Here is a 17,947-nt window from a genome sequence, read left to right as displayed (position 1 = left end):
CCGATGGGCGAAGGTGGTTTACGTAACGCCATTGTTGGCTCAGTGATGTTGGCTTTTTCAGGCTTGGCGATTGGTGCGCCAATCGGCATGATGGCGGGCATTTATTTAGCGGAATTTTCACAGGGCAGTATGCTCGGTAAAGTCACGCGATTTTTAAATGATATTTTATTGTCGGCCCCATCTATCGTGATTGGTTTGTTTATTTACGCTTTGATGGTCAAAGGACAGAGCTTTTCGGGTTGGGCTGGCGCATTGGCATTGGCGCTGATTGTCATTCCTATTGTCGTGCGGACGACGGAAAACATGCTAAATCTTGTACCTAATACTTTACGAGAAGCTGCTTATGCATTGGGTACGCCAAAATGGAAGCTGGTCAGTACAGTGACCCTAAAAGCCGCCAAAGCCGGTCTAACCACAGGTGTGCTGCTCGCTTTTGCGCGTATTACTGGTGAGACTGCACCTTTGCTATTCACTGCGCTAAACAACCAATACTTTAGTACCGATATGAGCAGGCCGATGGCCAACTTACCCAACACGATTTATCAATTTGCCATGAGCCCTTATGAAAACTGGCACGCTCTGGCTTGGGCGGCGGCGCTTCTGATTGCTGCGACGGTATTACTATTAAATATAGCGGCGCGCTTTATCGGTGGTAAAAACCATAGTAGATAGGTTAAAGCGATTATACCTCTAAGAGAATAGCGAAAAATCACCCTTACTTAACAAGACTTTAAAAGAAATGGATACCATTATGACTGACGTATTAGAGAGAAAAGCGAGTAAGCCGATGACCAATACCAGCAGCACGCGTCGTTTACTGGATGAGGTGATGGCTAATCATGGTCAATATCAACAGCCAAATATTGACCATCTTATCAAACAAACTATGGCAGATATGCCGGATGACATGCCACCTGCCAAGATTGCGATTCGTAATTTGGACTTTTATTATGGCGATTTTCAAGCATTAAAAAACATCAACATTGATATCCCAGAGAAAAAAGTAACCGCCTTTATTGGCCCATCAGGCTGCGGTAAATCAACGCTGCTACGTACCTTTAACCGTATGTATGACTTATATCCAAGTATGTATGCTAAAGGTCAAATCACCCTCGATGGACAAAACATTTTGGCAAAAGATACGGATGTTAATTTGCTGCGTGCGCGTGTCGGCATGGTCTTTCAAAAGCCCACGCCTTTCCCGATGTCCATTTATGACAACGTGGCATTTGGCGTCCGTCTTTACGAGAAGCTAAGCAAAGCGGAATTGGATGAACGTGTGGAGTGGGCCCTCAAAAAAGCAGCGTTATGGCTGGAAGTCAAAGATAAACTCAAAGCCTCAGGATTGTCTTTATCGGGCGGTCAACAGCAGCGACTTTGTATCGCACGCGCAGTAGCAACAAAGCCTGAAGTCTTGCTATTAGATGAGCCAACCTCAGCGCTTGACCCTATCTCTACTAGCGCGATTGAAGATTTGATTACCGATTTAAAAAACGACTATACCATTGCTATCGTCACTCATAATATGCAGCAAGCTGCGCGTATCTCAGACTACACCGCTTATATGTATTTGGGAGACATGGTAGAGATGGGCGAGACAAGCCAGATATTCAACAACCCAGCGCAAAAAGCGACCAAAGATTATATTACTGGGCGTTATGGCTAGGTCATCTCGACTAGAATTAGACAACCTGATACTTGTTAAAAGGATTGAAATGAGTGTGCTGTCTTGGCAAGAGAATTATTAAATAGGAGACAAACCTTTATATGCTTTTTCTAGCAAATCACTTAGTTCTTTATAATTATAGTCACGAGGATTATAGTGAGGACTAGCACAGACGGTTCGTGCTACTTCAGAAGGGCCTTCTTTCAGCATAAGTCGTTGGTATGGCAACTATCGGTAGATGCACCTGTAATGCTACAATTTTAGCAAGTTTGCTGGTAGAGCCGCCTCCTAGAGCTAGCCAGCAATCAATGCCCTTGGTTCCAGCCGACTTGCCGCCTATTCCAAAATGAACATCAATTGGTAGAGCCTTATAACGAAATTTTTGCATAAAACGATCCTTGATCGAGTCAAGATTATAAGATTTAACGGCTAAAGAGCTTACTCAAATTTGCTCACGCTTGTAATCAAATCCTTCTTCATCATAAATCTCATAGGTTACGTCCAACAATGTTTTTAATAATTCTGATTTGTCAAAATGTCTGACACTCATCACAATAGGTGAGGTTAAGTGACCGTCCTCAAATGGAATATAACTTACTTCTTGACTCCGCAAGTGCTCAAGCGTCTTTGGCACAATAGTCAAACCTTCGCCCGCTGCTACTAGCCCTAAAGCAATATGCAATTCCCGCACTTCAGTAAAATAATTGGCTTTTAAATGGCGAGCTTCAAATAATTCTAAGACATAGTCGATAAAACTAGGACGAGGTGCCACTGGATATAACAATAAGCTTTCATTGGTTAGATCTATCAAACGAACACTTTTTAGTCTCTCTTGTGCCAAGCGATGTCGAACAGGAACAGCAACGACCAAGCTTTCCTCTCTCAGCAACATTCGTCTAATAGAAGCATCTTCAAATAACAGCCTTCCAAACCCTACGTCTATTTTACCGTCTATTAAACCTTGTGTTTGTTGCCATGAGCTCAACTCATACAGCTTAATCTCCACATTTGGATAAACTTCTCGAAAGTGTGCAATTACTCTTGGCAATATACCGTACAGTATCGAGGATACAAAACCTATAGATAAGGAGTTGTCAAAATTGCCCTTACGGATGGTCATCGCACGCAGATCATCTGATTTTTTTATAATTTGAAGGGCATGATCATAAAAGAACTCGCCAGCTTCGGTCAGTTTTAAAGGACGATTGTCCCTATCAATGAGGATTACCCCTATCTCTTCTTCCAACTGTTTTATCTGTCGGCTTAGCGGTGGTTGTGAAATAAACAACCGTTCGGCTGCCTTATTAAAACTTTTTTCTTCTGCAACCGCCACAAAGTAGCGTAAATGTCTCAATTCCATTGATTATTATTCCTCGGGTGGTCTATAGGCTATTTTTTAGCATTCTTAAGAATCTAAAAACAGATTAAAAAACATCAATACTAAAGTCAATTTCTGTAGAGATTTTCTATACCTAAAGAACATAACATAACGCAAACTGATTATCAAAATACCTAAAAAGTATTAATAGTAGACTAAATAGGTCTTAGACATGTTGATATGCAACAACTATAGTTCTTATTAAGCATAAGGAAGCATCATTTATTCAATAGGGACTGACATGATTCGTTCAATTAATACTTTACTAGTACCAGTACCTACTATTCGAGAGCACAAGCTGGCCTGTACAGTAATGAGAGAGCAGACTTTGGTGCTTGTGCATATTCAAACAGAAGATGGCTATGAAGGTTGGGGCGAAGCAACTACTATCGGTGGTTTAAGCTACGCGGAAGAAAGCCCTCATAGTATCAAAACCAACATCGATACCTATTTTACTCCTCTTCTATTAAAAGAGCAGCCTGCGACTTCTGCTAAAGCAATGCAGCTGCTAAATCTTCATATCAATGGCAATCGTTTTGCAAAGTGCGCCATTGAAACCGCTCTACTCGATATTGAAGGCAAGCGTTTAAACGTACCTGTTAGTGAACTGATTGGTGGCCGTGTCCGTGATCGTATCGAAGTTGCGTGGACACTGGCCAGTGGCAACACTACAACCGATATCAGTGAGGCCAAGAAAATGGTCGAACAAAAGCGCCATCGCATTTTTAAATTAAAAATCGGTAGCAACTCTATTCTTGATGATGTCGCACACGTATTAGCCATCAAGCAGGCTTTACCAGACTGCCGTATTACGGTTGATGTCAATCAAGCTTGGACGGAACTTGAAGCAATGAGAGGCATTGAGCTACTCCAAACTGGCGGTGTTGATCTAATAGAACAACCGGTCTCAATGCGTAATAAAGACGCGCTAAAACGCTTAACCGAACATTTCGATGTGGCAATTATGGCGGATGAAATCATCCAAGACCCACAAAACGCCTTCCTTTTAGCAGCCGATCACTGCGCTGATGTATTCGCGGTCAAAATCAATCAAGCAGGGGGATTAAAAGCCGCGTGTCTCATCGGACAAATGGCACATTTGGCAGGTATCGATCTCTATGGTGGTACGATGCTCGAAGGCCCTATCGGTACAGCGGCATCTGCCCATGTGTTTTCGACCTACCCTAGCTTAAACTTCGATACTGAGCTTTTTGGACCATTATTATTGACCGAAGATGTCTTAGTACAGCCGCTCGATTATCAAGATTTTGGCTTAAATGTCCCGACTGGTGCAGGTCTTGGTATTGAAGTAGATAGCGATAAGGTTTATCACTATGCCAAACAAGCACTGACGACATTCCCTCAATTTTCAAAGTCGTCATTTGCTAATAAGGTTCAAACAGAGGCGCTATAAGGTTAAGCCAAACCCAAATCACTCGCTATTAGTCATAAGAAATATTCAGTCATCAAAAATATAAGGAAATGATTATGTTATATCACGTCAGAATGGATGTCTTAATACCAACAGATATGGATGTAGACAAGGTCAATGAGCTTAAAGCCGCCGAAAAGGCGCTGTCTCAAAAATTGCAAGAGCAAGGTAAATGGCGTCATATTTGGCGTTTGGCTGGTGAGTATTCTAATTTCAGTATATTTGATGTCGAGAGTAATGAAGAGTTGCACGATATTATGATGTCACTTCCTCTTTATCCATATATGAAAGTTCAGGTAACCCCGCTATTACGCCATCCATCATCCGTACGTAGTGATGATAGTTAAAACAGGTCTGTAAGACAATAAACCAAAACCAACCTTTAAATTTAAAACATTGAGTAAGGTTACTCAATTCAGAATCCTAAATTTTTAAACAGTCCTCAACAAGGAGAGAGACATGGAACACAAGCAAATAGAAGCATTGGCTGAGAAATTCATCAAAGGTAAAATCGACTTTCCTGAACAAGTAAATCCGCGTGTGCAAGAGATTGTTCTACGTATTGTCAGTGATTTAATGAAAACCATCAATGATCTGCATATTACCGCTGATGAGTACTGGAGCGGTGTTGCTTATATCGGTGATTTAGGTAAAGAAGCCGGTTTATTATCGCCAGGTCTTGGCTTCGATCATTTTATGGATTTGATGATTGAAGAAGATATGAAGGCAGCGGGATTGGAAGGCGGTACAGTACGTACTATTGAAGGACCATTATACGTAGCAGGTGCCCCTGAAGAAAAAGGCTTTGCGCGTTTAGATGATGGCACCGAAGATGAAGAAAGCACTGTACTGTTCATGCAAGGATATGTCTATGACGAAGATGGCAATCCAATTCCAAATGCCAAAGTTGAAGCATGGCATGCCAATAGCTTAGGCAACTATTCATTCTTTGATGAGTCGCAACCAGCATTTAACTTACGTCGTACTATCATCACGGATGAAAATGGTCGTTATGCCTTCCGTAGTATCGTACCTCTAGGTTACTCAGTACCACCAGGCGGTATGACAGATAAAGTATTAAGTGCTTTAGGACGTCATGGTCATCGCCCAGCTCATATTCACTTTTTCGCCAGTGCAGACGGTCATCGCAAAGTAACGACTCAAATCAACATCGATGGCGATGAGTACTTATGGGACGACTTTGCTTTTGCAAGCCGTGAAGGATTAGTTCCAGAAATCACTATGATTGACGATGCTGACACGCTCAAAGAAAAAGGTCTCGATAAACCTTATGCTTCAATCGATTTCGACTTTCATTTACTAAAAGATAGTAAAGCTGATGTACAAGGTAGTGAAGTCGTACGTCGCCGTGTCCAAGGTTAGTCAGTGCTTGTGTTTGAATATTAGTAGTTAATAAGTATTGAATTTTACGCTTGATACTTCCCCAGCTGTCGTATCGAGCGTAACACCGAATTTCATTTAACACCGTTATTATACAAGGAAGGCTGCTATGAACCAGCGTATCAATCTAGTACCTGAAGGATCAGACATCAGTATTGATGATTTTTTAGAAGAAAACAGTGAAAAAGGTATTTATCGTCTGCATCGTAGCGCCTTCACCAATGAAGAGCTATTTGAGCTTGAGATGAAATACATCTTTGAGAACAACTGGGTTTATCTGGCTCATGAAACTCAAGTCCCTAATAACAATGACTATTACACCTCATATATTGGTCGTCAGCCGGTCATTCTTGCCCGCAATAAAGAAGGTGAGCTGCATTGCATGATCAATTCTTGCTCACACCGCGGCGCACAATTATGCCGTCATAAAAAGGGTAATAAAGCTACTTACACTTGCCCATTTCATGGCTGGACTTTTAATAACTCAGGTAAGCTGCTTAAAGTTAAAGATCCAAGACATGCAGGCTATCCAGAATGCTTCAATAAAGAAGGCTCACACGACCTAAAACAAGTGAAGATGGCGAACTATAAAGGCTTTATCTTTGCCAGCCTAAATGATGATGTTCAGCCAATCGAAGAATGGCTTGGCGGCTCTACCAAAATTCTTGACATGATTGTCAATCAGTCGCCAGAAGGTTTAGAAGTTCTACGCGGCACCTCAACTTATACCTTTGATGGTAACTGGAAACTACAAGCTGAGAACGGTGCCGATGGCTATCACGTATCAGCGGTCCACTGGAACTACGCTGCTACTACTGCGCGCCGTAAAGAAACTGAAGCTGTCAAAGAAGACAACATCAAGGCCATGAATGCTGGTAAATGGGGACGTCAAGGTGGCGGTTTCTACTCCTTTGAAAACGGACACATGCTGTTATGGACACAATGGGAAAACCCACAAGATCGTCCAAACTATGCCTATCGCGATGATTATGTTGCCAATTACGGTGAAGCCATGGCGGACTGGATGATTGGGCGTTCACGTAACTTATGTCTATATCCAAACGTCTATATTATGGATCAGTTCAGCTCACAAATTCGCATGCTCCGCCCTATCGCGGTCGACAAAACTGAGGTCAGCATCTGGTGTATCGCACCAAAAGGAGAAAGCGATGAAGCACGTGCACGCCGTATCCGTCAGTATGAAGATTTCTTTAACGTTACTGGTATGGCAACACCTGATGACTTAGAAGAGTTCCGCTCGTGTCAAGAAGGTTATAACGGTATCAAGCTTGAATGGAATGATATGTGCCGAGGTTCTGAACACTGGATTCAAGGTGCAGATGAAGGTGCTGCCGCTATTGACCTAAAACCTTTAATGAGTGGCGTTAAGACTGAGGATGAAGGGCTATATACCGTCCAACATCGCTACTGGCATGAAGAGATGAAAAAAGCTCTAGAGCAAGAGCAGCAGCTACACGGTGCTAATAGCGACTAATACATTTTTATTATTAATCTGCTATTTATTGTAGAACTGACAAAAAAATAAGGATATCAATCATGAAAAATGCAACTGTTAACATTGAAGACATTAGACAGTTTCTATACCGTGAAGCGCGTTTATTAGACGAGAAAAAATGGGAAGAATGGCTCACTTATTACGCTGAAGATTGCCCCTTCTGGATGCCAAGTTGGGATGATGATGGTCAGCTTATCAGCGACCCACAACGAGAAATCTCGCTGATTTATTATCCGGACCGCCGTGGTCTTGAAGATCGTATCTTCCGCATCGAGACTGAGCGCTCATCAGCGACCATTCCTGATACTCGTACCACGCACAATTTATCGAATATCGAATTGCTCGAAGACAATGACGGTATTGTGACAGTGCGTTTTAACTGGATCAACAAATCTTTTCGCTATCACGAGACCAATACCTATTGGGGTTACTCTCAGTACAAAATAGACATGACTCAAGATCAACCGAAAATTTTGGATAAGTATGTGGTCTTGAAAGACGACTATGTGCATCAAATTATGGATGTTTATCACGTCTAATTATTATTTATTCATTATTTAGTTAACATCTTTTAATTAATACGTGTTGAAAAGGGATATTTCTCATGGAATATAATATTGCTCTACAGTTCGAAGACGGCGTCACAGGCTTCATCAAATGTGAAGCCGACGAAACGGTCGCTGAAGCCGCTTATCGTCAAAAATTTAATATCCCTGTGGATTGTCTTGATGGTGCTTGCGGTACCTGCCGTTGCCATTGTGAATCTGGCAGCTACGACATGCACCCTGATATGTATATCGAAGATGCACTGACAGAAGCTGAAGCTGCTGAAGGTTATGTACTCACCTGCCAGATGATTCCAGAAAGCGACTGCGTGATCAAAGTACCAACCTCCTCTGAAGCCTGCAAAGTCGGTAAGTCTGTATTCAAAGGCAAACTACAACAGCTGAACGTACTATCAGAGTCTACCATTCACTTTGGCGTCGAAGTCGACAATCCAGATGCGCTAGTATTTTTGCCAGGCCAGTATGTCAATGTCAGTGTTCCTGATTCTGACGAAACCCGTTCTTACTCGTTTAGCTCCGTGCCCAGCGCCAAGCAAGCCGAATTTGTCGTCCGTAATATTCCTAATGGCAAAATGAGTACTTTCTTATCTGATATCGCTCAGATTGGACAAGATATTGATTTTGAAGGTCCATTTGGTAGCTTTTATCTACGTCCTCTTGTTCGCCCGACATTATTTTTAGCGGGTGGCACGGGTATCGCGCCTTTTCTATCAATGCTAAAAAGCTTAGAGGTATCAGGTGCTCATCATCCTGTCAGAATGGTTTACGGCGTCACCAATGATTTTGATTTGATAGAAGTTGAGAAACTCGAAGAGGTCAAACAAAACCACCCCTGGTTTGACTACCGCACCTGTGTCGCAGATAAAGACAGCACTCACGAGCGTAAAGGCTATGTTACTGGACATGTAGATGATGAATGGTTAAATGATGGCGACGCTGATGTTTACTTATGTGGTCCACTAGCGATGGTAGATGCAGTGAGCAATTGGTTAGATAGCAGCAATCTGAAACCGAGTAATTTCTACTATGAGAAATTTACGCCGAGTGAACAATAACATAGTTTAAATCCCACGACTACGAAAGCAAAGCGATGAACAAGGTTTCTAGGAGACTGCCATGAATAAAAGATTTGATAATAAAGTATGTATCGTAACAGGTGCCGCCCAAGGTATCGGGCGCGGTGTCGCACTACGCTTGGCAAGCGAAGGCGGCAAAATCGTCTTGGCAGACTTCTCTCCACTTGTAGAAGAAGTGTTGGCAGAAATCATTGCCAATGGCGGAGAGGCAACCACTATTCAAGCTGATCTCGAAACGCACCAAGGTGCTAAAGATGCTATTGATAAGGCAATTGTTACTTACGGGCAAATAGATGTTTTGGTCAATAATGTCGGTGGCGCAATTTGGATGAAACCCTTTGTTCATTTCTCTGAAGAAGAGATTCAGAAAGACATCAGCCGCTCACTATTCCCAACATTATGGTGTTGCCATGCCGTATTACCAAGCATGGTCAAACAGCAGTCAGGCACGATTGTTAATGTATCCTCTATCGCTACTCGCGGTATCAACCGTATACCTTATTCCACAGCAAAAGGCGGTATCAATGCCATGACCGCCTCGCTTGCTTTTGAATACGCAAATGATGGTATTCGTGTCAATGCAGTAGCGACCGGCGGTACCGAAGCGCCACCTAGAAAAATCCCTCGTAACGCTCAGCCTTTAACTGCTGATGAAAAAGAATGGATGGACGCCGTGGTTAACCAGACCATTGATCGTACCTTTATGAAGCGCTACGGCACAATCAATGAACAGGTGAATGCCATCGCCTTTTTAGCGTCTGATGAATCCTCTTATATTACTGGTAGCACAATTCCCGTAGGTGGTGGCGACGAAGGCTAAAGATAGTCAATGTGCCAATAACTAGCATGAACCTTAATTTGTCACCTCGTGATAAATGCTAATTTGCAAGGAAGCAATATGGCCCCCGTAATCCAAACCTTAAAAAGCGATTGGTCGGTTTCCGCATCAGTTGCAGGATTTTTAGCAGTCCTTATCTCTTATGCTGGACCTTTAATTATCTTTTTTCAGGCTGCTCAAGCTGCACAAGTATCAGATGCAATGATGGCGTCTTGGATTTGGGGAGTCTCTATTGGTGCTGCCATTCCCGGAATATATTTATCCATTAAATATAAAACGCCTGTTATCACCGCGTGGTCTGCTCCTGGCACAGCCCTCCTCGTCACGCTGTTTCCACAAATGAGTATCAACGAAGCCGTTGCTGGTTACATCATCTCGGCTGTTGTTATATTTATCGTTGGGGCGACGGGCTACTTCGATAAAATTTTAAGATGGATTCCTAACGGCATTGCCGCTGGCATGATGGCAGGTATCCTATTTCAGTTTGGCTTAGAGTTATTTAAAGCTACCGATACCATGCCATTTATTGTTTTTAGCATGCTGGCTTGTTACCTATTCGCCAAGCGCTTATCACCGCGTTACACGATGATTTGGGTGCTGCTGTGCGGCGTCACCTTAAGCGTCTTACTTGGCAAAATGAATCCTGTCAATTTTGATTTAGCCATCACCATACCCACTTTTATCGCCCCTGAATGGTCATGGAACTCAACGTTTAACCTTGCGATTCCGCTTATTCTTGTCAGCCTAACTGGGCAGTTTTTACCGGGAATGGCGATTTTAAATTTGAGCGGCTATGACACGCCAGCCAAACCCATTGTTGCCATCTCCAGTCTTTCATCGTTAGCAGTCGCTTGTGTGGGCGGTATTACCATTGTACTTGCCGCTATTACAGCCGCGCTTTGTACGGGTAAAGATGCGCATGAGCTAAAAGAAAAGCGCTATATCGCAGGCGTCGCAAATGGCATTTTCTATTTATTTGGCGGTTTATTTGCTGGCAGCATTGTTATGGTATTTAGTCTGCTACCAAAAGAGCTTGTCGCGGCACTGGCGGGTCTTGCTCTGGTTGGTGCTATCTCAGCCAATATCACTATCGCCATGAAAGACGATGGCCAAAGGGACTCGGCATTGATTACGTTCTTAGCGACCGCATCTGGCATGCATTTTTTAGGACTTAGTTCTGTGTTTTGGGGCATTCTTATCGGTATGGCTGCGCATTATATTTTGACCAAAAAACGTTTACTACCTGCATCATTACCAACAGCACTGCCGAATACTAATAGCAAAATAAATTAAGCAACTTAAGAGTGGCGCGCTTATTACAGCATTTAAGTGATCTTAGGCCAGCGAAACGCTATGTAAAGCGCGTATCACCTTTAAAGACACGACAGCATATAACTTCTCATAGGATATAAATATGATTAATAAAGCCAGACAAAATATCACCGACGTACTTAGTCAAATTAAAGATGGCGCGACCATCATGATTGGTGGCTTTGGTACAGCAGGTCAACCAGCTGAACTCATTGATGGTCTTATTAATTTAGGCGTCAAAGATTTAGTTATTATTAACAACAATGCCGGTAATGGTGACTATGGTCTTGCCAAGCTATTAAAAACGGGCGCGGTTCGTAAAATCATCTGCTCCTTTCCACGCCAATCTGACTCTTGGGTATTCGATGAGTTGTATCAGGCTGGCAAAATCGAACTTGAATTAGTACCACAAGGTAATCTGGCTTGTCGTATTCAAGCATCTGGTATGGGGCTTGGCGCAGTATATACGCCAACAGGCTTTGGTACTCTGCTTGCAGAAGGCAAAGAGACGAGAAATATTGATGGTAAAGATTATGTCCTTGAATATCCGATTAAGGCGGATTTTGCCTTAATTAAAGCTTATAAAGGCGATCGCTGGGGCAATTTAGTCTATCGAAAATCGGCTCGTAACTTTGGTCCTATCATGGCAATGGCCGCTGATGTGACCATCGCTCAAGTGTCGGAGGTGGTTGAGCTTGGCGCGCTTGATCCTGAGCACATTATTACGCCGGGTATCTTTGTGCAGCATGTGGTAGAAATCCAGCCTATCAGTAATGAATCTGCTAGTACTGCAACGTCTGCCACTGCTTAATACTACCACTTATAAGGAGCGTTATCATGAGCCATACTTCCTACACCCTTTTGACCCGTGATCAAATCGCTGAGCGCGCTGCTCAAGATATCCCAGATGGTGCCTATGTCAATTTAGGCATCGGACTTCCCACCAAAATCGCCGAATACTTACCTGATGATAAAGATGTGTTTTTGCATTCAGAAAACGGTCTTTTGGCTTTTGGTCCGCCACCGCTCAAAGGCGAAGAAGACCCTGAGCTGATTAACGCGGGAAAAGAGTACGTCACCATGCTAGAGGGCGGCAGCTTCTTTCATCACGGCGACTCCTTTGCCATGATGCGCGGTGGTCATATCGACATTTGCGTTTTGGGTGCGTTTCAAGTGGCTGAAAATGGCGATTTGGCCAATTGGAGTACGGGCGCGCCAGATGCCATACCAGCGGTCGGCGGTGCAATGGACTTAGCTGTTGGGGCAAAAAAAGTTTTCGTGATGACCAATCACACGACCAAAACAGGCGAGCCAAAAATTGTCAGCGAGCTTACCTATCCTGTGACGGGTAAAAAATGCGTCGATCGTATCTATACCGATTTATGTGTCATCGATGTCACAGATAAAGGCTTAAAAGTGATTGAAAAAGTCGATGGCTTAAGCTTTGCCGACTTACAAAATCTGACAGGTGCTGCGCTCATTGACGCCACTAACGAATAAAAACACCTTTTAATCAAGACTTAGGATAATCACCATGACTGATTTAATCTCGGGTTTAAATAACGCTTATATTATCGATGCCATTCGCACTCCTTTTGGACGCTACGGCGGCGCTCTAGCACCAGTACGTGCGGATGATCTAGGTGCCATTCCTATTAAGGCTTTAATGGAGCGTAATACCACGGTCGACTGGGAACAAGTAGACGATGTCATCTACGGCTGTGCCAATCAAAGTGGCGAAGACAATCGCAACGTTGGACGAATGTCGTCACTGCTTGCAGGCCTACCTTATCAAGTGCCTGCGACTACAGTTAATCGCTTGTGCGGCTCGTCAATGGATGCGTTAGCGATAGCGGCGCGTGCGATTAAAGCAGGTGAAGCTCATCTAATCATCGCAGGTGGTGTCGAGAGCATGAGCCGTGCACCATTTGTCATGGGTAAATCAGACCAGGCATTTGGTCGTAGTCAGAAGCTAGAAGATACCACCATGGGTTGGCGCTTTATCAATCCAAAGCTTGATGCGCTATATGGCACTGAAACCATGCCACAAACTGCGGAAAATGTCGCAGAGCAGTTTAATGTTAGCCGTGCTGATCAAGATGCATTTGCGCTACGTAGCCAGCAACGTACCGCCGCCGCGCAAAAAGCAGGACTTTTCAATAATGAGATTACCCCTGTTAGCATCCCGCAGCGTAAAGGCGAGCCTGTTATCGTCGATAAAGATGAACATCCTCGCGCTGATACCACACTTGAAAAATTGTCCAAACTGCGTCCGATCGTCACTGCAGATGGGACGGTAACCGCTGGTAACGCTTCTGGAATTAATGATGGCGCTGCCGCTTTTTTAGTAGCTTCAGAGCAAGCAGTTAAAAAGTTTAATCTACAGCCTCGAGCGCGTATTGTGGCAGCGACCACAGTTGGGGTTGAGCCACGAACCATGGGATTTGCGCCTGCCCCGGCGATGAAAAAGCTACTGGCACAAACTGGATTGTCACTCGATGAGATGGATGTCATTGAATTAAATGAGGCTTTTGCAGCTCAGTCTCTCGCCTGTACACGTGATTTGGGATTACCTGATAATAGTGAGCGCGTCAATCCGAATGGCGGCGCAATTGCTCTTGGTCATCCACTCGGTGCGTCGGGTGCACGTCTTGTTTTAACTGCCCTTAATCAGCTTGAACACACTGATAAGCGTTATGCGATTTGCTCGATGTGTATTGGCGTTGGACAAGGTATCGCGATGATTATTGAGCGTATGGGTAATAACTAAGCCGCACTGTTAATAAATGTGACTACAACAACGCCCAATTATAAAGTGCTTTTTCACTGACATTGCAATGATTAAAAAGGATGATAATTATGCCTGTATTCAACAGCAAAGACGTAACACTAAACTACGCCACTTTTGGCGATAACAGTAACCCTGCTCTACTATTTTCCAACTCTTTAGGCACCAGCTATCAAATGTGGCAACCACAAATTGATGCCTTGCAAAAAGATTACTTTGTTATCTGCTACGACACCCGTGGTCATGGTAAATCCTCTGCACCCAGTGGTCCTTATAGTTTTGAGCAACTTGGTCAAGACGTCATTAACCTGCTCGATTATTTAAATATTGATAAAGCATTTTTTTGCGGCATCTCAATGGGCGGCATGACCGGCCAATGGCTGGCTATCAACCATCCTAGCCGTTTTCATCACTTGATGCTTTGCAATACCGCTGCAAAAATTGGGAATGAATCTGCGTGGACAGAACGCGCGCAGCTGGTTCGTGAACAAGGATTAGCTCCTATCGCGTCGACCGCAGCTTCGCGTTGGTTCACAGCGGATTTTATCAACACTCATCCTGACGTTGTCAAAGCCCTTTCTAATGTCTTGGCAACTGGTAGCACTGAAGGTTACGCCAGTTGCTGCGAGGCATTAGCAGGTGCTGATACCCGCGAGCAGTTAAAGGATATCCGCGTATCTATCACGGTGCTTGCAGGTTCCGAGGACCCAGTAACAACGGTCTCTGATGGTCAATATATGATCGATCACATCCCCGATGCCACACTCGCCATTATTGAAGCTTCTCATATCTCAAATATTGAAAAACCAGATACCTTTAATCAATTTGTACGGCAGTACTTAAGCAATTAAAAGTATAGTTAAGCATTGACGTAAACGCTGTATTAAGACAAGGCTTTATTAAAGCAACCCCACCACAAGGAAGTGTTATGACCAGAAAAAAGAGTATGCAACGAGCATTTCTATCGCTAGCTATCAGCTTTGCTGCCTGTAGCGCCTTCGCAGTACCTGCGTCTGTAAATCCCCCTTCTATTAATATCGACAAACACGTCAAAAGCGTTGAGAAAAAGGTGATTAACTGGCGCCGAGACATTCATCAGCATCCAGAACTGAGTAACAGAGAAACGCGTACTGCAGCTCTGGTTGCCAAGCATTTAAAATCCTTAGGTATGCAGGTTGAAACTGATATCGCCCATACGGGTGTTATTGGGTTTTTAAAAGGTGCTAAACCAGGTCCTACGGTGATGCTACGCGCCGATATGGATGCACTGCCTGTGACTGAAAAAACAGACCTGCCTTTTAAGTCAACAATCGTGACTAAGTACATGGGAGAAGACGTTGGGGTCATGCATGCTTGCGGTCATGATACCCATGTGGCTATGCTTATGGGCACAGCCGAAGTATTGGCGGGTGTAAAAAATGAGCTACATGGCAACATCATGTTCGTGTTTCAGCCTGCTGAAGAAGGTGCACCAGAAGGCGAAGAAGGCGGTGCTGAACTGATGTTAAAGCAAGGCATATTTAAAAAATATAAACCTGATGTGGCGTTTGGATTGCACATTATGTCGAGTTTAAATAGCGGACAAATTGGCTATCGAAGCGGCCCTATCATGGCAAGTGCTGATACCTTTGATATTACAGTAAACGGCCAGCAAACGCATGGCTCAGCACCTTGGAACGGAGTTGATCCTATCGCTACTGCAGCGCAAATTGTTACCGGTGTGAATCAAATAGTAAGCCGTCAAATTAATATCACTAAAGAACCTGCTATCGTCTCATTTGGTAAAATATCTGGAGGGGTTCGTGACAACATTATTCCAGATAGCGTCAATATGATTGGCACGATTCGTAATTTTGACATGGATATTCGCGAACAAATATTTAAAAAGATAGAATCAACCGCAACCCATATCGCGTTGGCATCAGGGGCCAAATCGGATGTTAAAATCAACAAGGGTTATCCCGTTACGATGAACAACCCAGCGCTAACCGCTCAAATGCTACCAACTTTAAGCAATATTGTAGGCAAAGAAAACCTTATTGAAGTGCCTAAAGTAACGGCATCTGAGGACTTTTCATTTTATAGCCAAGAAGTTCCCGGATTATTTATTTTCTTAGGGGGCACTCCGATCGGACAAGACCCTAGTCAAGCACCATACAATCACTCTCCTTATTTTTCTGTAGATGAGTCCTCTTTTAAAGTAGGTACTAAAGCGCTTAGCCAATTGGCTATAGATTATTTAGCAATGAAAAAATAGTTTATTCATCAGAAACTTAGGCTTTGCACTTTCGTCAGTAAAAAGCCACCTTTATATGCTTTAAATATAGAGGTGGCTTTTTTTCAACGTTTTTCATATATCACACTCAATCATGTAAATTGTCCAAATATTCATACCTTATAAGTATGATTTGATACTTAGATGGTTTTTGACTTATAACATAGGAAACAATAACTTAATAGTACTTATAGGGATATTACCCACGGAGAAAAACGAATGGAATCGTCAACCTTAAACATCAATAAAGTCATTGATGAAGCAAAATTTGCACCCTTTCACTGGAAGGTGCTCTTCTGGTGCTTATTAATCATTATTTTTGATGGCTACGATCTTATTATTTATGGTGTAGCTCTACCTTTACTCATGGAAGAGTGGTCATTAACCGCGGTACAAGCAGGCTTTCTTGCCAGCGCGGCACTTTTTGGTATGATGTTTGGTGCCATGATTTTCGGTACTTTATCTGACAAAATCGGACGCAAAAAAACCATCATGATCTGTGTTGGTTTATTCAGTAGCTTTACCTTTTTTGGCGCTTTTGCTAATGGTCCAATACAATTCGCAACCCTTCGATTTATTGCAGGATTAGGTATCGGTGGCGTGATGCCTATCTGCGTGGCGCTAACCTCCGAATATGCCCCAAAACGTATCCGTAGCACCTTGGTTGCTGTAATGTTCAGTGGCTACGCTATCGGTGGTATGGCATCAGCATTATTAGGGTCTTTTTTAGTTGTGGACTATGGCTGGGAGATTATGTTTTACATCGCTGGTATCCCAACGTTGTTACTACCGATAATTTGGAAGATGCTACCTGAATCTTTGATGTACCTGGTTAAAGAGAAGCGAGATAAAGAAGCAAAAGTTGTCGTTCAAAAACTAGCCCCGCAGGCAACGATTACTACTGCTACCAACTTACTATTAGACGAGCCGACCAAAGGCGATGATGCACCTATTAAAGCTCTGTTTTTAAACAATCGAGGCTTTACAACCATTATGTTTTGGGCTGCTTTCTTTATGTGCCTGTTGATGGTATATGCACTTGCCAGCTGGTTACCAAAACTGATGATTCAGGCAGGTTATTCACTTGGCGCGAGTATGCTGTTCTTATTTGCACTCAATATTGGCGGTATGGTTGGCGCAATCGGCGGCGGCGTATTGGCTGATAAATTCCACCTTAAGCCTGTCTTGGCAATCATGTTTGCTTTAGGCGCTGTGGCGTTGACACTGCTTGGCTATAATAGCCCTCAGGTGGTGCTATATACCCTTATTGCCATCGCTGGCGCTACCACAATTGGCTCACAGATCTTACTTTACACCTTCGTTGCTCAGTACTATCCCACCGCGGTACGGACGACGGCAATGGGCTGGGCATCAGGTATCGGCCGCATTGGCGCTATTGTAGGACCTATCCTGACCGGCGCATTACTCACGCTTGAGCTTAGCCATCAAACCAACTTTTTATTCATTGCCATACCAGGCATGATTGCAGCTGTTGCTATTTTCCTTGTAAACTTAAATGCTGCAGTTGATAGTAAAAAAGGCAACGCGACACCAGTTACTTTAGATACGCCTGTCGCCACCTAAAGAGGATTTAGATTGTATTTTTATTCAAGTATTCTGCTTGGGGCTATTTTAGATAAGTAAAATTATCGAGGATTGCCCCACAACTAAAGCTAAATTATACCAATCCCAACAATTAA

Annotated in this window: 17 protein-coding genes and 1 pseudogene; 16 read left to right on the top strand and 2 right to left on the bottom strand. The window is 43.4% G+C overall.

Features of this window, described 5'->3' with window-relative positions:
- Positions 1–672, top strand: a 672-nt coding sequence (gene pstA, locus B4K26_RS12040) for a phosphate ABC transporter permease PstA (protein ID WP_296245771.1), incomplete at its 5' end; no start/stop codon positions are given.
- 67 nt (positions 673–739) lie between these two features.
- Positions 740–1,666: a phosphate ABC transporter ATP-binding protein PstB gene (gene pstB / locus B4K26_RS12035; protein ID WP_409521400.1), complete on the top strand. Its 927-nt coding sequence runs from the start codon at positions 740–742 to the stop codon at positions 1,664–1,666.
- 205 nt (positions 1,667–1,871) lie between these two features.
- Here pstB and B4K26_RS12030 read toward each other — a convergent pair.
- Positions 1,872–2,069 (bottom strand): annotated as a pseudogene (locus B4K26_RS12030) (hypothetical protein); the annotation flags it as partial.
- 39 nt (positions 2,070–2,108) lie between these two features.
- Positions 2,109–3,026, bottom strand: coding sequence for a LysR family transcriptional regulator (locus tag B4K26_RS12025; protein ID WP_296245770.1), 918 nt, complete (start codon positions 3,024–3,026; stop codon positions 2,109–2,111).
- A gap of 259 nt (positions 3,027–3,285) precedes the next feature.
- Here B4K26_RS12025 and B4K26_RS12020 point away from each other — a divergent pair, with 259 nt between their 5' ends.
- From B4K26_RS12020 to B4K26_RS11955, 14 genes are all read left to right on the top strand, one after another.
- A complete protein-coding gene (locus B4K26_RS12020) occupies positions 3,286–4,458 on the top strand; it encodes a muconate/chloromuconate family cycloisomerase (RefSeq protein ID WP_296245769.1) in 1,173 nt (390 codons plus the stop codon).
- Between the two features lie 74 nt (positions 4,459–4,532).
- Positions 4,533–4,823 (top strand): muconolactone Delta-isomerase, encoded by a 291-nt coding sequence (gene catC / locus B4K26_RS12015; protein WP_296245768.1) that lies wholly within the window; start codon positions 4,533–4,535, stop codon positions 4,821–4,823.
- A gap of 112 nt (positions 4,824–4,935) precedes the next feature.
- On the top strand, positions 4,936–5,859 hold the full coding sequence (gene catA, locus B4K26_RS12010) for a catechol 1,2-dioxygenase (RefSeq protein ID WP_296245766.1): 924 nt from the start codon (positions 4,936–4,938) through the stop codon (positions 5,857–5,859).
- Positions 5,860–5,986: 127 nt separating this feature from the next.
- Positions 5,987–7,372: a benzoate 1,2-dioxygenase large subunit gene (gene benA, locus B4K26_RS12005; RefSeq protein WP_296245764.1), complete on the top strand. Its 1,386-nt coding sequence runs from the start codon at positions 5,987–5,989 to the stop codon at positions 7,370–7,372.
- A gap of 62 nt (positions 7,373–7,434) precedes the next feature.
- The gene (gene benB / locus B4K26_RS12000) at positions 7,435–7,932 is read left to right on the top strand and encodes a benzoate 1,2-dioxygenase small subunit (protein ID WP_296245762.1); all 498 of its coding nucleotides are present in this window, start codon (positions 7,435–7,437) and stop codon (positions 7,930–7,932) included.
- Between the two features lie 65 nt (positions 7,933–7,997).
- Positions 7,998–9,014 (top strand): benzoate 1,2-dioxygenase electron transfer component BenC, encoded by a 1,017-nt coding sequence (gene benC, locus B4K26_RS11995; protein WP_296245761.1) that lies wholly within the window; start codon positions 7,998–8,000, stop codon positions 9,012–9,014.
- 61 nt (positions 9,015–9,075) lie between these two features.
- Positions 9,076–9,855, top strand: coding sequence for a 1,6-dihydroxycyclohexa-2,4-diene-1-carboxylate dehydrogenase (locus B4K26_RS11990; RefSeq protein WP_296245760.1), 780 nt, complete (start codon positions 9,076–9,078; stop codon positions 9,853–9,855).
- Positions 9,856–9,933: 78 nt separating this feature from the next.
- Complete coding sequence (gene benE, locus B4K26_RS11985) at positions 9,934–11,166, top strand: benzoate/H(+) symporter BenE (RefSeq protein ID WP_296245759.1); 1,233 nt, start codon at positions 9,934–9,936, stop codon at positions 11,164–11,166.
- 121 nt (positions 11,167–11,287) lie between these two features.
- On the top strand, positions 11,288–11,995 hold the full coding sequence (locus tag B4K26_RS11980) for a 3-oxoacid CoA-transferase subunit A (protein WP_296245758.1): 708 nt from the start codon (positions 11,288–11,290) through the stop codon (positions 11,993–11,995).
- Between the two features lie 26 nt (positions 11,996–12,021).
- Positions 12,022–12,684, top strand: a complete 663-nt coding sequence (locus B4K26_RS11975) for a 3-oxoacid CoA-transferase subunit B (protein WP_296245757.1) — start codon at positions 12,022–12,024, stop codon at positions 12,682–12,684.
- Between the two features lie 34 nt (positions 12,685–12,718).
- A complete protein-coding gene (gene pcaF / locus B4K26_RS11970) occupies positions 12,719–13,954 on the top strand; it encodes a 3-oxoadipyl-CoA thiolase (RefSeq protein ID WP_296245756.1) in 1,236 nt (411 codons plus the stop codon).
- An 89-nt stretch (positions 13,955–14,043) separates the two neighbouring features.
- Positions 14,044–14,823, top strand: a complete 780-nt coding sequence (pcaD, locus tag B4K26_RS11965; RefSeq protein WP_296245754.1) for a 3-oxoadipate enol-lactonase — start codon at positions 14,044–14,046, stop codon at positions 14,821–14,823.
- Between the two features lie 77 nt (positions 14,824–14,900).
- Positions 14,901–16,229 (top strand): M20 family metallopeptidase, encoded by a 1,329-nt coding sequence (locus B4K26_RS11960; RefSeq protein WP_296245753.1) that lies wholly within the window; start codon positions 14,901–14,903, stop codon positions 16,227–16,229.
- Positions 16,230–16,466: 237 nt separating this feature from the next.
- Positions 16,467–17,831: an MFS transporter gene (locus B4K26_RS11955; protein WP_296245752.1), complete on the top strand. Its 1,365-nt coding sequence runs from the start codon at positions 16,467–16,469 to the stop codon at positions 17,829–17,831.
- Positions 17,832–17,947 lie beyond the last annotated feature (116 nt).

The organism is Psychrobacter sp. UBA6766 (genome assembly GCF_002453355.1).
GTDB lineage: Bacteria > Pseudomonadota > Gammaproteobacteria > Pseudomonadales > Moraxellaceae > Psychrobacter.
The sequence above is the reverse complement of the archived record's forward strand: the minus strand, read 5'-3'. Positions and strand labels throughout refer to the sequence as shown.